This is a genomic window from Endozoicomonas sp. ALB091, assembly GCF_049310265.1.
Taxonomy (GTDB): domain Bacteria; phylum Pseudomonadota; class Gammaproteobacteria; order Pseudomonadales; family Endozoicomonadaceae; genus Endozoicomonas.
Map to the genome: position 1 here is coordinate 909,530 of NZ_JBLYNQ010000003.1, position 14,876 is coordinate 924,405.

Genomic DNA, 14,876 nt, shown 5'->3' on the forward strand with positions numbered 1-14,876 from the left:
ATCGAATCTCAATCCTTTTCTTTAAACAGTAAACCGGCAATGGCACCCAGCAGACAACCTGCCACAAGGCCTCCGGTATGTGCGGCATTGGCCATATTACCAAAGCCAATAGTACCCAGAACGCCGGTATAACCGACCACCAGCCAGGTCAGCATAAAGCCGTAGTAAAATGGCGGGAGTCCAAACTGCCAGTTCCGGTCTACCTTTTCCCGGGTCATGCAATACCCCATCAGGCCGTACACCACACCGGAAAAGCCGCCAAAAATAGTTTCATCGCCCCCCCAGAAGTACTGGGTAACATTGGAAATCACCGCAGTAAAGACGATGATGGCCAGTAGATGAATGCCCCCCTGAAGAGTCTCCAGCCGACTGCCAAAAATATACAGAGCCAGCATATTGAACGCCAGATGGCTCAGGCCAAAATGCAGAAAGATCGGACTGATCAACCGCCAGTACTCCCCCTGTTCAAGCCCCATGACAAAACTGCCAAAGTAGAGATAACCATTAGCCACCTCGAAGGGAATAAAGGAGAACCAGGCTATTGCCTGCCAGTTGGCACCGGCACGGGTGATCAGCGCGACCACCATACAGGCCACCATCAACAGCAAGGTGACCGGTATGCTCTGCCAGGGAATGCTCTTGAGCAAGGCACCCGCATTCACACCGGGCCTGGGGGGCGCTGCCAGCACTTTTAAATCACCGGACTGCCACTGCTGGTAAAGGCTGGTGACAATACGGGACTTTTCCTCATTCTCAGTCCAGACCACCTGTTTGCCTGACTCTTCTGTGACCTTATGGGGAATCCCCCGGGCATAGAGAAAGTAGGATAGGTCGCTCAGGTCGATGTCTCCGGGGAGTTCCAATGCCCTATGCATAATGTGAAAAAAGTCCTTGAATTAACAACGCTCTTCCTGGTAGTTCCAACGCAACTTGGAACGACAGGACTCATAAAAATTATGGTTCAGAGGGTGCAGCAGCTTTAAACGCTGAGACTTCTTATGAATCGTGATTTCATCCCCCGGTGCCGAGGTGATATGAATCTGTCCATCACAGCTGATCTGCGGGGATATGGTGTTTTCATGGCGAATCACCAGTTTCAGCTCGCTATCGCCATCCACCACCAGGGGACGGTTGGTTAACATGTGGGGGTACATGGGCACCAGAACAATGGCATCCAGCCTCGGGTGCATAATGGGACCACCGCCGGACAGCGCGTAGGCGGTTGAACCGGTTGGCGTGGCAATAATCAGTCCATCAGCCCGCTGCTTATAGACGAACTGCCCATCGATATACAGTTCAAACTCAATGATTCGGGTCGACTTACCGGGGTGCAGCACTACATCATTCAGCGCATCCCCCTGGCCGATCACCTTGCCCTGGCGGCGAACGCGGGCCTCAAGAAGAAAACGACTCTCGGCCAGGTAGCGTCCCTCAAGCACTTCTGCCAGCTGGTCATCCAGCTCATCCGGGGAGATATCGGTCAAAAATCCCAACCGCCCGCGGTTGATACCGATCACGGGAATATCGTACAGCGCCAGTGTCCGGGCAGCGCCCAGCATACTGCCATCACCACCCACCACGATCACCAGGTCACACTGCTGCCCCATTTGCTCACGGCTGATCATGGAAAAGGAGTGACCTGGCAAAAGACCGTCCAGCTGTTCATCCAGAACTACGGTCACCCCCCGCTGCTGCAGAAAGTCTGCCAGATGTCTCAGAGTATCCTCCACCTGAATACGCCCCTGGCGGCCGGTTACTCCGACAATTTTGAAGTGTTCCATAAACTCAGTGATGTCGCCTTAGAATGTGAGTTAGTATACGTTAGTCATGAACAGATTTTTACATCAAAGCATACATCATACTCTTCAACAGGTTCTACAAAAGACAAGTAGAGTGGTGCTCCACCCAAAGAAGGCCCGGGATAATATAATTTGAAGCAATCAGAATCCGGGGCAAGGTCATTCAGTTAGCCTGAGTCGACGATATCATTGATTGTTTTGAATCATTACTGAAGCTGCTATAGATAACCTCTGTAACATAGGTCCTGAAGCAGTCCCGTTTGCCATTTTCCAGTACCACGTAGAGTCCGGAAATATCATCGCCCCAGGTCTCCATCAGCAGTTTTTTTGACCTCATCACTGAAGGCCATGATCAGACTCAGGTAATCCCTGACACACGCCTCATGGCCATTTTGCAGCGCCTTGAACAGCCCCGTAAAACCCTTACCGGATTTCGCCAGCAGCAGATCCAGTTTGATCTCGTCGCTGAAGGCGCTGTCCATCACCCGCCCACAGTAACTCTTGACGCACTCACCATGGCCATTTTGCAATGCCTCGAAGAGCCCGGGAACACCATCGTTGGATGTCGCCCTCAGCAGGTTCTGTTTGATCTCGTCACTCAAGGCGCTGGCCAGGACCCGATCCAGGTAACGCCTGACGCACTCAACGTAGCCATTTTGCAGTGCCACGTAGAGCCCGGGTAACCCCCCGGGGGATTTCGCCATCAGCAGATTCTGTTTGATCTCGTCGCTTAAGGAGCTGGCCAGGACCCGGTCCAGGTAACTCTGCACACACTCCGCCTGGCCATTTTCCAGTGCCATGAAGAGCCCGGGATACCCCCCGGGGGATTTCGTCATCAGCAGATTCTGTTTGACCTCGTCGCTCAGGGAGCTGGCCATCACCCGATCCAGATAACTCTTCACACACTCTTCGTGGCCGTTTTGCAGCGCCCCGAAAAGCCCGGGATAACCCTTGGGGGATTTCACCATCAGCAGATTCTGTTTGATCTCGTTGCTCAGGGAGCTGGCCATCACCCGATCCAGGTAACTCTTCACACACTCAACATGGCCATTTTGCAGTGCTACGTAGAGCCCGGGAAAACCATCGTTGGATTTCGCCCTGATCAGGTCCTGTTTGATCTCGTCACTCAAGGCGCTGGCCAGGACCCGATCCAGGTAACTCGCGACGCACGCACTATGGCCATGTCGCAGTACCTCAAGGAGTCCGGGAAAACCCTTGGGGGATTTCGCCATCAGCAGGTTATGTTTGAACTCGTCGCTGAAGGGGCTGGCCATGACACAATCCAGGTAATTCCTGACGCACTCAACATGGCCATTTCGCAGTGCTGCGTAAAGCCCGGGATAACCCTTGGGGGATTTCACCATCAGCAGATTCTGTTTGACCTCGTCGCTCAGGGAGCTGGCCATCACCCGATCCAGGTAACTCTTCACACACTCCCCGTGGCCGTTTTGCAGTGCCACGCAGAGCCAGGGAAAACCACTGTCGGATTTCGCCATCAACAGATCCTGTTTGACCTCGTCGCTCAAGGCGCTGGCCAGGACCCAATCCAGGTATTTCCTGACACACTCAACATTCCCCCTGTGTGATGCCATGCTCAGCCCTGGCACACCATTGTCATTTTTAGCCATCAGGACAATTTTTTGATGATATGGATCAAGCCGGTTCAGTTGCCCCATGAATTGATCCACCATTGGCGACGAAAAATGTCCATTCCTGAGCATTAAAAACAGGATGGACGAATTCATATCCGCCAGAATCCTGACCAACGAGTTACCGGCCCGGCTCTCAACCGTTGTCGTGGTTAAACATCCACCAAAGGAAAGCTTGGGGAAATATAATTTGATTGAATGAGAATTCGGGAACAGGTGCTCTATTTTAATCGCCTTCAGGGTTTGCAGGTCAGGGACGATAAGCCGTTGGACTCTCAGGGTGTCGTTGGGATCATAACAGGCCAGCTTTATTTCCGGTCGCTCAGGCGACCAGTTTATCTTTAGAGCCATCAAATGGTTCATTGACGAAAACAGATAGGTTTTATTTTGTTCGCTATCGACCAGCTGCTGTTGACAAGCTGCATAAAGTGCCTGGCCCAAGCCAGCCCGGTCAAAGTAATAACCTTCCTGTGCCGTTTTATAGCCATCAGCCGCAGTGTCATTCAGGGCCTGATCCATTTTAATACCGCTGTGACGGGAAATTTTATCAAGCCGATCAATGGACGTGAATTTGCCAACCTCTTTCGTGCCAAACTTGCCTGTAGCAAACGCATAGGCCAAATGCCTGCAAGTAATCGGTTTATGATCAAAGAGATTGTTCGCCCTGCCGTTGAACCTTCTCAGGTCGCCCTTTGACAGGTATTGCAAAATCCCGGAGGGATTAACAGCCAGGGCCTCTGTCGAGGATTCTATGGGTGTATTGCCACTATCCAGGGGCTTATCCACCTGAAACAGGTAAGTGCGTCCCTGATGGTTAAGTTGTTCAATTTTACGGCTAATCAGAGATGCATGTTGGGGAACATTGGCAGACTTGCTTTTCTTTTCACCGGGAATGTTTTTTGGATCAACGGACTTAATAGCTCGCGAAAATCCATTGAGGATTGTCGCTTCATTGACAGATTGAGAATCCTTCTGTGGTGTTCCAGCAGATGAGCGAGGAGGATTCTGCCTGATACTATACATAGGCTCTCAGGGTAGACATTAAGGCCAATAAAGCAGTATTTACAGTGCAGAACTCATCCTGAACAGCCACAATAAAGCTTCGAAACCATTATCAAGACTGAACAAGGTTACTGAAGCTGCTATAGATAACCTCTGTAACATAGGTCCTGAAGCATTCCCGTTTGCCATTTTCCCACACCACGTAGAGTCCGGAAATACCATTGCCCCGGGTCGCCATCAGCAGGTTTTGTTTGACCTCATCGCTGAAGAGACTGGCCATAACCAGACTCAGGTAATCCCTGGCGCACGCCTCATGGCCATTTAGCAGCGCCTTAAACAACCCCGGAAAACCCTTGTCGGATTTCCCTATCAGCAGATTCAGTTTGACCTCGTCGCTAAAGGGGCTGGCCATCAGCCGATCCCAGTAAATCCTGACGCACTCACTATGGCCATTTTGCAGTGCTATGGAGAGCCCGGGAAAACCACTGTCGGATTTCGCCCTCAGCAAGTCCTGTTTGAACTCCTCGCTGAAGGGGCTGGCCATCACTCGATCCCAGTAAATCCTGACGCACTCACCATGGCCACTTTCCAGTGCTACATAGAGCCCGGGAAAACCACTGCCGGATTTCGCCCGCAGCAAGCCCTGTTTGACTTCGTCGCTGAAGGAGCTGGCCAGGACTCGATCCAGGTAACTCTTCACGCACTCCCCGTGGCCAGTTTTAAGTGCCACGCAGAGCCCTGGAAAACCACAGTCGGATTTCGCCATCAGCAGGTCCTGTTTGACCTCCTCGCTAAAGGAGCTGGCCATCACCCGATCCCAGTAAATCCTGACGCACTCACCATGGCCTTTTTCCAGTGCTACGTAGAGCCCTGGGAAACCCCTGTCAGATTTCGCCATCAGCAGGTCCAGTTTGACCTCGTCACTGAAGGGACTGGCCATCACCCGATCCCAGTAAATCCTGACGCACTCACCATGGCAGTTTTGCAGTGCTATGCAGAGCCCGGGAAAACCCCTGTCGGATTTCGCCATCAGCAGGTCCTGTTTGACCTCCTCGCTGAAGGGGCTGGCCATCACCCGATCCCAGTAAATCCTGACGCACTCACCATGGCCATTCTGCAGTGCTACGTAGAGCCCGGAAAAACCACTGTCGGATTTCGCCATCAGCAGATCCAGTTTGACCTCGTCGCTGAATGGGCTGGCCATCACCCGATCACAGTAACTCCTCACGCACTCCCCGTGGCCGTTTTGCAATGCCAGGCAGAGCCCGGCGAAACCCCAGTCGGATTTCGCCCTCAGCAAGCCCTGTTTGACCTCCTCGCTGAAGGGGCTGGCCATCACCCGATCCCAGTAAATCCTGACGCACTCACCATGGCCGTTTTGCAACGCCACACAGAACCCGGAAAAACCCTTGGGGGACTTCGCCATCAGCAGATTCAGTTTGACCTCGTCGCTCAGGGAGCTGGCCAGGACCCGATCCAGGTAACTCACCACACACTCACCATGGCCATTTTGCAGTGCTACGTAGAGCCCGGAAAAACCACTGTCGGATTTCGCCATCAGGGCAATCTTTTGATTATATGGATCAAGCCGGTTCAGTTGCCCCATGAATTGATCCACCGTTTTCGAAGAAAAATGTCCATTCCTGAGCATTAAAAACAGGATGGACGAATTCATATCCGCCAGAATCCTGACCAACGAGTTACCGGCCCGGCTCTCAACCGTTGTCGTAGTTAAACATCCCCCCAAAGAAGGCTCGGGGTAATATAATTTGATTGAATAAGAATCCAGGAAAAGGTGCTCTATTTTAATTGCCTTAAGGGTTTGCAGGTCAGGGACGATGAGTCGTCGGACTCTCAGGGTGTCGTTGGGATCATAAAAGGCCAGTTTTATTTCCGGTCGCTCAGGCGACCAGTTTATCTTTAGAGCCATCAAATGGTTCGGTGACGAAAACAGATAGGTTTTATTTTGTTCGCTATCGACCAGCTGCTGTTGACAAGCCGCATAAAGTGCCTGGCCTAAGCCAGCCCGGTCAAAGTAATAACCTTCCTGTGCAGTTTTATATCCATGAGCCGTGGTGTCATTCAGGGCCTGATCCATTTTAATACCGCTGTGACGGGAAATTTTATCAAGCCGATCAATGGACGTGAATTTGCCACCATCTTTCGTGCCAAACTTGCCTGTAGCAAACGCATAGGCCAAATGCCTGCAAGCAATCGGTTTATGATCAAAGAGACTGTTCGCCCTGCCGTTGAATCTTCTCAGGTCGCCCTTTGATACGTATTGCAAAATCCCGGAGGTATTAACAGGCAGGGCCGAAGACTCTGTGGTTGTATTGCCACTATCCAGGGGCTTATCCACCTGCAACAGGTAAGTGCGTCCCTGATGGTTAAGTTGTTCGACTTTACGGCTAATCAGAGATACATGTTGGGGAACATTTACTGACTTACTTTTCTTTTCACCGGGAATGTTTTTTGGATCAACAGACTTAACAGCTCGCGAAAATCCAGTGAGGATTGTCTTGACAGATTGAGAATCCTTCTGAGGTATTTCAGCAGATGAACAAGGTGGATTCTGACTGATATTATCCATAGTACATTATTTCGATGATTTTGATGTGTACAATCTCCTTTCACTCTTAGCGTCCTTCGGCTCCTCAGGACAAACAGAGTTTGGAGGCCATTGATAAAAAGAACCCATCAATTACATTGAAATCATGTAATAGTATATAAACGTCAGTATGAACAGATTTTCACATCAAAGCATACATCGCACTCTACAACAGGCAGTAGAATGGGTACAAAACAGCCCGCCATTATTTAATCGTACGGCCAGCCCTCTGTTTCTTGACTCCCCCTTACCGGCCGGAACAGCCCCGGTGATTCTTGATCAACAGCAACTGGCCCTTCTGGAAAGTCTGGTTAACCAAAAAGGCAATCCCCTGCTCGGCATTTTCAACGAAACCCTATGGCAATTCCTGCTGAGCCAGCTGCCTGATAGCCAGACCATCGTCGCTAACCTGCAGGTGAATGGTGAGAAAAATGGTCAGCCTGCCACACTGGGTGAATATGACCTTATCTACCAGCGGAAAAACCGGTTTATCCATCGGGAGCTGGCCGTTAAATTTTATCTGGGTATGCCTGGTGAAGCTGACAATGCCGTGGGGTCTTCATGGCAACATTGGGTCGGCCCCGGGCTCAGGGACCGGCTGGATCGCAAGATGGATTGCCTGCTCCATCATCAAGCCCTGTTGAGTGATAGCCATGAAGGGCGGGAAACATTATTAACGCTGGGTATTGTCCAGCCGGTTGCTAAAGAGATCCTGATACAGGGAAGGCTTTTTTATCCCCTGTACCGCACAGATAAAACAGCCATACCGCAACTGAACGACATCCAACTGATAACTCAGGCAGAACAGCATATAACAGCGCAATGCCCGCCACCGGAGTATTGCAACCAGAATCACCTGAAAGGTTATTGGTTAACCCAAAGCCATTTCCTTCTGGGTACCCGGTCCATCACCAAGAATGTCCGCTTCCAGATACCTCAGAAAGTGCAGTGGTTGAATCAGAACCCTGTTGCAGATTGGCTCGATCATGATGCGCTGATACGCCAGCTGCAACCGCAAAAACGACCGGTGTATATCAGGGCAATCCATCAGGCGCTGCAACAGCAGATGCATTTGTTTATTGTGCCTGATGACTGGCCTGAGAGAGCGATGAAAGTGGCTAAAACCGATGAGTGACAATCAATGGCGAACTGACCCAATGTATTACTCACACAGCAAAGGAAAACTGCAAATTGCTACGGTAGTGTTTAATAAGTCTTTGATTGGAGATTTCTGAAATTACCGGCATACTAGCCTTCCCTCCATTTGGTCAAATATTCCCTCCTATGACTACCGAACAAACTCTGATGGAGCGCAGCGGCGCTCAATGTGAACTGTGCAGTTCAAAAAATGACCTGAGCGTTTACCCTGTGCCGCCAAAGAGCGATGCATCCCATCCGGACCACTGCCTTCTGGTTTGTGATAACTGCCTTGGGCAGATCAACCAGTCAAATACCATGGATACTCATCACTGGCGCTGTCTGAATGACAGTATGTGGAGCCAGGTTCCCGCCGTTCAGGTCATGGCATTTCGTCTGCTCAACCGTCTGTCATCGGAAGGCTGGGCCCGGGACCTGGTGGATATGATGTATCTGGATGATGAGACCCGTGAGTGGGCAGAGTCCGGATTAAGCAGTGAAGAATCAGCAGCCCCCACACTGGATAGCAACGGCAGTGTATTGAATGCGGGCGATACAGTCACGCTGATCAAGGATCTGCCGGTCAAAGGTGCTGGCTTTACTGCCAAGCGCGGCACAGCTGTACGCAATATCTCTTTGACCGGTAATCCTGAACAGATCGAAGGCCGTGTCAATGGTGTCCGAATTGTTCTGTTGACCAAGTACCTGAAAAAAGCGTGAACACCATAAGTAGCGCCTGTTAAACCACAGGCGCTGTTTTTTGACGGGACGCAGCCCGGTCAACATGGTGTTTTTTCAGTTGCAGTGATGGCGTGTATGGCAATACATCCATCACCTGCCCCTGGGAAATCTGCTGCTGAACACTGCGCCAGTAGCTGGCGGTAAAAAGATCACCATGAAGACGGGTAAAACGTTTGCGGATGGCCAGATCAGGAAACAGAAACACCGGAAACTCTTCCGGAAAAATATCCCCCGGTGAAACGGAATACCAGGGCTCAGCGGACATTTCCTGCTCTGGATAGAGCGCCTCCGGTATATCGCGAAAATTGCACTCGGTCAGATAGATAATTTCATCGTAATCGTAGAAAACCACACGACCATGGCGAGTGACCCCGAAATTTTTCAGCAGCATATCGCCCGGGAAGATATTGGCAGCGGCCAATTGCTTGATCGCCCGGCCATATTCATCGAGCACCGCTTCCAGTGCCTGCTCGTTGCCATGGTCAACCAACTGTTCAACATAGATATTCATGGGCATCATTCGCCGCTCAGTATATAGATGGCGAATCAGCACCTTATCGTCATAGACAAGAACGGTAGAGGGCGCTACCTGCCGCAACTCCTGCAACAACTCATCACTGAACCGGGAACGGGGCAATATCAGATTGGAGTACTCCTGAGTATCGGCCATCCGCCCTACCCGGTCATGGGTTTTTACCAGATAGTACCGGTCTTTAACCATGGCCTTGCTGATATCTTTGGGCGGGGCGAAATGATCTTTTATGACTTTAAACACCATATCCAGGGAAGGCAGCATAAACACCGACATCACCATGCCCTTGACACCCGGAGCGATGACAAACTGATCAGAAGAGTGGTGCAAATGCTGGAGAAAATCCCGATAGAAGACACTTTTACCATGCTTGAAGAAACCGATGGAGTTATAAAGCTCGGCACGTTTTTTTTCAGGCACCAGCGTGTGCAAAAACTCAATACACTCGGAGGGAATCCGGGCATCAACCAGGAAATAAGAGCGGGTAAAGCTGAACAGCACACTGACGCTGTCGTTTTCACAGAGCAGGGCGTCAACGTAGAGCGCGCCCTGTTCATTATTCAGAACCGCCAGAACAAACGGTTGCAGGTCGTCACCGGCCACCAGCCTTCCCACCAGGTAAGCGGCTTTATTCCGATAAAAGACCCACTTCAGCACATCCACCCGAACATTACTGCGCCGAACCCATGATGGCTGAGCTTTCTGCAACGCATGGATAATATTGCGAATATCCCTGCGCCGGTACTCCCAGGGCAGTTCAAACTGAAAATCATCCAGTATCTGGCCAACCTGGCTGACCAGCCCCTGCTGCTGGCTTTGGTCATTACTTTTATCATTAAAAGCATAGGATCGATAAATGCCCCTGGCGCTGTGCACCTTAAAACCATCAAATTCCGACTGAATAAAACAGTGACGGGGGTTCACCGCTTCGCCCCTGAACAACTTGCGGTAGATGGAGTTATAAAAGGTTTCCGCCAGTTCCGGGTCGGTCCGGTAAGAGATCAAATCCAGGTAAGCGTCATGCACATCCTGCCAGCAGCTACTGTCGCTGAGATAGGACGCTTCAATCCGGGATGCCAGGGTTGTCATCACATCGGTGACGGCAACATGGTAAAGGTTAATCCGGTCTGAGGCAGCATTTTGTGCAGCACTCCAGTCCGCCTTCAGAAAACGGTCCCGAGCCCCCAGGGTGATGTCAGTAAAGCGTGTTCGATAGTCACTGAACCCTTCAAGAACAATTCTGGCAATCTGTCGGGCTATTGAAGTATTCATCACTGCACCATTGCTCTTATATTTTTATATCAATTCCGCGCCGCCCCTGAAGCCCTCCGGTATGAACCATTAACAGCCGTCTGCCCCGGCAGGGAAGGCCTTGCTTCAGGTTTTCCGCCAGTGAATGCCGAATGGCAAACATGACCTTGCCGGTGTATACCGGATCCAGAGGGATTGCCGTCTCCATCTCAAAGGATTTGATAAACGACAGCAACGCCTCGGTAGTGCGAGCGTAACCGCCATGATGATAGTCCGTCAACAGTGTCCAGTTAGCCAATGCCTGCCCGGTGTAGTGATGAATATCACCGCGCAGAAAATCGCCTCCTTTAAGGACGGCGACACCGGTCACCTGCGTCTGTGGCATCTCTGTTGCCGCAGCCAGCGCCACCCCTGACAGCGTGGCCCCCGTGCCACAAGCCAGCCAGATCTCATCATAGCTCCCCGCAGTGATGCCCCCTGCGGCCAGAATTTCGCGGCAACCCTGCACACCGGACACATTACTCCCGCCTTCCGGTACAACATGCACATCCCGGGCTGACAAACCTGATTGATGCAAAAGATGGTTAACAAAGACGGCTTCATTCTTTCGACGATAATCACTTCTGGACAGGTAGTGTAATTGCATTCCCCAGTTAACCGCATCGGTCAAGGTTGCTGACAGAGATTCCCCCGGCTCTCCCCTGATAACGCCAATGGTTGGCATGCCAAACCGATGACCCGCCGCAGCCAGTGCATGAATATGATTGGACCAGGCACCACCAAAGCTGAGAATGGCCGATTTGCCCTCCTGCTGCGCGGTAATAAGATTGTGTTTCAGCTTGTACCACTTGTTACCGCTGATCTCGGGGTCAAGTTGATCCAGGCGCAAAATATCCAGGGATACGCCCAGTTCATATAGCCACCCGGTATCCACTGGCTGAACAGGAACCCGCCTGGCCAATTGCTCAATAGATTCGAATACCATATTCCTGCCCCACCGATGAAAATCCAGCCATTTCCTGCCTTGTGCACTGCTGCTTGCTCATTCTGCTTATCTCACTGAATGTGCGCCGAAACCTGCCTCATAAATGACAGTCCGTTAGAGTTACTGACAACATAGTTAGTTTGTTGATTGATAGCTCCTGTTAAGCTGTATTGCTGATAGCCTGAAAATGGTTTGAATCAAAGAAAATTATTACATCCCTTAAACAAAGGACTCGAATCTGTGAACCCGGTTAATCAAGCATCCACTACGAAAAGTCCGACAAATTCCGAATATCCTCCGCCATCATCGGTTGAAGATAAAAAAAAACCGGTAAAACCGCTAACAGATCCAGATTTAATGGTAAATATCAAGCATTCTCCGGAACAATGTGCCCAAGCCAGTGATGGCACGTTTCAAAAAGTTGCAATAACTGAACAAAACAGGCTGGTAAATTCTACAGGCTTTACTCTACAGCCCGATACCCCCCCTGAAACAACACCAGTAACTGAGGTTTTACCGGGCAAAAATCAGCAATTACATGGCATCTTTGAGTTAATCAACCAGCGGCTGACTTATATGGAAGATGTAGCCTTATTCAAGGGCACGGAGAATCGGGCTGTTGAAGATTTAACCAGAGAAAAAATGGTGCTTAAGAAGGCCATGTCTGATGCTGAAAATGCTGGTTTAGACTCGAATTCCATGAAACATTTTTTTCAGGCACAGATGAATGCGGCCAAGGCTATTCAACAGGGGTATATTGATCAATGGTCTTCTGCCAGGCCAGCAAATAAAAAATACCGTGACCTGGATTCTGAGGTCAGGCCCAGGCTGATAGAGCTTGGTAAACAGATCGTGAGTCAAATCAGCGCATATCTTTACAATGGAGGAAAGTTTGATAATAACATGCAGCAAGACTTTGTCAGGTTAGTAAATGCAACGCACCTGTCCGAAGACGACAAAGAAAAAATGTTTGAATGTCTTCAGAGGATACGTGTGATTTAAAACTGATTGATTGACAGCTTACATTAAAAGAATTTTTTAAGCCGAAGATGACTTGAAATCCAGAAAATTTTTTATAACCACTAAAACAAAGGATTCAAAGTTGTGAACACAATTAATCATCCCCCCCCTATTGCAAGTCAGACAAAGTCATCTTTATTGCCCCCTCAGCCATCATCGGTTGAACATCAGAAAATACCGGTAAAACAGTTATCGAATCGAAATTTAATGGTCAATATCCAGCATGCCACCGGTAATTCCCCTGAACAATGCACTCAAGCCGATAATGGCGCACTTAGGAAAATAGCAGTAACTGCTGATAAAAGGCTGGAAAATCCCCTGGACCATCCTCTGCAGTCCAGCAAGATCCCTGAAAAAACGCCAGAAACTGAGGTTTTGCCAGTAAAAAATGAACAATTGCTGTCACCTTTGATGATTCCGCCGGAAAATTCCAATCATCTGGTTAAAAGAGATAATTGGCTTCCATATGGTGATCCAGATGTTTTTAACTCAGAATTCAGATTATTTGTTGATCGGGTAAAAGACAGTATTATTAAAAGAACAATCACTGCTGAAGAGTTAATTAAGAAAGCAATTAATACTCGTAAACACATTGAGATTACCAGAAATAATGACTGTGCTGAAGAATTTGGCCTTCTTCGTAATAATCTGCAATTAGTGAGTAATTATCCCATTTGTACCCACACCCCACTAGACTCTACTTATTCCTGTGCTAAACAACGTGCGGTTGAACTGACCTATAATAAATCCTTTATCAATCACATAACCAAGGCAGGAGAAAGGTTTATCAAGCACATCTCTGACAAATATAAACTAAACCCCCTTGAAATTGATCATATACATTATGGCGTGGTTGTGGGTAATGCAGGAGAGAATAAGGTTTATCTAACCCAAATAGTGACCAGCCCCAGAATCAAGAATTATGGAATTGAATATTTTTTTGGTGACTGTTATTTGCATTATGTTGGCAAGAATAAGCGCTCTGCTTTAATTATCCATACGGATCCTGATCAACTGAATCCGGGGTTACAGCATGTTCAGGGTTTAATTGATCAGGCGATGGCTGGCGACCTTTCGGTAATCCCTCGCATTCACTGGTGGTATGTGCACTTGGCACCAACGGCCAGAGGACCCGGTGGTACTGTAGAAATGATCATTCATGCACTGTGTGCTGCCAAAGGGTACTACCTACCCGGTTGGGCAAAAGGTATAGCGCCTTCCATTGAGGTACTGGTGGAACCGAATGAAGACGCCTTTTGTCAAAACTACCATCAATTATTTGAGGCTCATCAGGGGGCATTACAAATGCTGTTTACCAATAGGAGCGATTAAACCATCGGTTCTGCTGCTGGATAGCAGGTTTACGACAATATTTTGCTATGCTTACCGGTTGTGTAAACACTCTACCTGTCAGACTGGTATGGCTGCCATGAAAAACACCCCTCTCTCCCTGGAAAATTATCAACGTCCTGTTCTGAATATTCCTGATGGTGCTGAAAAAATCCTGCTGCATTCCTGCTGTGCCCCCTGCGCCGGTGAAGTGATGGAAGCGATTCAGGCATCGGGTATTGAGCAGACCGTATTCTTTTACAACCCGAACATCCACCCGGCTGAGGAGTACCGGCTGCGCAAGGATGAAAACAAACGGTTCTGTGACAAACTCAATATTCCGTTTATTGATGCTGATTATGATACCGACAACTGGTTTGCCCGCACCCGGGGCCTGGAAAATGAGCCGGAACGGGGCAAACGCTGCACTGTCTGTTTTGATATGCGCTTTGAACGAACCGCCCTTTATGCTTATGAACACCACTTTACGGTGATCTCCAGCACACTGGGTATTTCACGCTGGAAGAACATGGAACAGATCAATGACTGCGGCATCCGCTCTGCCGGGCACTACCCCGGTGTTTCCTACTGGACTTACAACTGGCGTAAACAGGGGGGCAGCCAGAGAATGATTGAGCTGTCCAAACGGGAAGCGTTCTATCAACAAGAATACTGCGGTTGCGTATACAGCCTGAGAGACACCAACCGCTACCGAATGGCCCAGGGACGCAACCGGATAAAAAGGCTGGTGAATTTTTACGGCCAGAGTAACAATGCGCAGGACGGGAAAGAGGACTGTGCTATTATCGCTAAATCTTCGTGA

General features: G+C 49.6%; 11 protein-coding genes. 5 read left to right on the top strand and 6 right to left on the bottom strand.

The window, feature by feature from the left end; all coding sequences use genetic code 11:
* Positions 1-8: 8 nt before the first annotated feature.
* The 4 genes from ACO6UX_RS06895 to ACO6UX_RS06910 form a co-directional block, all read right to left on the bottom strand.
* On the bottom strand, positions 9-875 hold the full coding sequence (locus ACO6UX_RS06895) for a rhomboid family intramembrane serine protease (RefSeq protein WP_422446082.1): 867 nt from the start codon (positions 873-875) through the stop codon (positions 9-11).
* Between the two features lie 21 nt (positions 876-896).
* Positions 897-1,781, bottom strand: coding sequence for an NAD(+) kinase (locus ACO6UX_RS06900; RefSeq protein WP_101747476.1), 885 nt, complete (start codon positions 1,779-1,781; stop codon positions 897-899).
* A 314-nt stretch (positions 1,782-2,095) separates the two neighbouring features.
* Complete coding sequence (locus ACO6UX_RS06905; RefSeq protein ID WP_422446084.1) at positions 2,096-4,471, bottom strand: ShET2/EspL2 family type III secretion system effector toxin; 2,376 nt, start codon at positions 4,469-4,471, stop codon at positions 2,096-2,098.
* A 91-nt stretch (positions 4,472-4,562) separates the two neighbouring features.
* Positions 4,563-7,040, bottom strand: a complete 2,478-nt coding sequence (locus tag ACO6UX_RS06910; RefSeq protein ID WP_422446086.1) for a ShET2/EspL2 family type III secretion system effector toxin — start codon at positions 7,038-7,040, stop codon at positions 4,563-4,565.
* Positions 7,041-7,188: 148 nt separating this feature from the next.
* Here ACO6UX_RS06910 and ACO6UX_RS06915 point away from each other — a divergent pair, with 148 nt between their 5' ends.
* Both ACO6UX_RS06915 and ACO6UX_RS06920 read left to right on the top strand, forming a co-directional pair.
* The gene (locus ACO6UX_RS06915; protein ID WP_422446088.1) at positions 7,189-8,193 is read left to right on the top strand and encodes a DUF1853 family protein; all 1,005 of its coding nucleotides are present in this window, start codon (positions 7,189-7,191) and stop codon (positions 8,191-8,193) included.
* A gap of 149 nt (positions 8,194-8,342) precedes the next feature.
* On the top strand, positions 8,343-8,915 hold the full coding sequence (locus tag ACO6UX_RS06920; RefSeq protein WP_422446090.1) for a PhnA domain-containing protein: 573 nt from the start codon (positions 8,343-8,345) through the stop codon (positions 8,913-8,915).
* A gap of 19 nt (positions 8,916-8,934) precedes the next feature.
* Here the strand turns inward: ACO6UX_RS06920 and aceK are convergent, their stop codons facing one another.
* Both aceK and ACO6UX_RS06930 read right to left on the bottom strand, forming a co-directional pair.
* On the bottom strand, positions 8,935-10,740 hold the full coding sequence (aceK, locus tag ACO6UX_RS06925) for a bifunctional isocitrate dehydrogenase kinase/phosphatase (RefSeq protein ID WP_422446092.1): 1,806 nt from the start codon (positions 10,738-10,740) through the stop codon (positions 8,935-8,937).
* Between the two features lie 16 nt (positions 10,741-10,756).
* A complete protein-coding gene (locus tag ACO6UX_RS06930; RefSeq protein WP_422446094.1) occupies positions 10,757-11,704 on the bottom strand; it encodes a 1-aminocyclopropane-1-carboxylate deaminase/D-cysteine desulfhydrase in 948 nt (315 codons plus the stop codon).
* 192 nt (positions 11,705-11,896) lie between these two features.
* On the opposite strand from ACO6UX_RS06930, the gene aroQ reads away from it, so the two are divergent.
* The 3 genes from aroQ to ACO6UX_RS06945 all read left to right on the top strand — a co-directional run bounded on the left by aroQ (position 11,897) and on the right by ACO6UX_RS06945 (position 14,876).
* On the top strand, positions 11,897-12,706 hold the full coding sequence (gene aroQ, locus ACO6UX_RS06935) for a gamma subclass chorismate mutase AroQ (protein ID WP_422446096.1): 810 nt from the start codon (positions 11,897-11,899) through the stop codon (positions 12,704-12,706).
* A 102-nt stretch (positions 12,707-12,808) separates the two neighbouring features.
* Positions 12,809-14,056, top strand: a complete 1,248-nt coding sequence (locus tag ACO6UX_RS06940) for a hypothetical protein (RefSeq protein WP_422446098.1) — start codon at positions 12,809-12,811, stop codon at positions 14,054-14,056.
* A 97-nt stretch (positions 14,057-14,153) separates the two neighbouring features.
* Positions 14,154-14,876, top strand: coding sequence for an epoxyqueuosine reductase QueH (locus tag ACO6UX_RS06945; protein WP_422446100.1), 723 nt, complete (start codon positions 14,154-14,156; stop codon positions 14,874-14,876).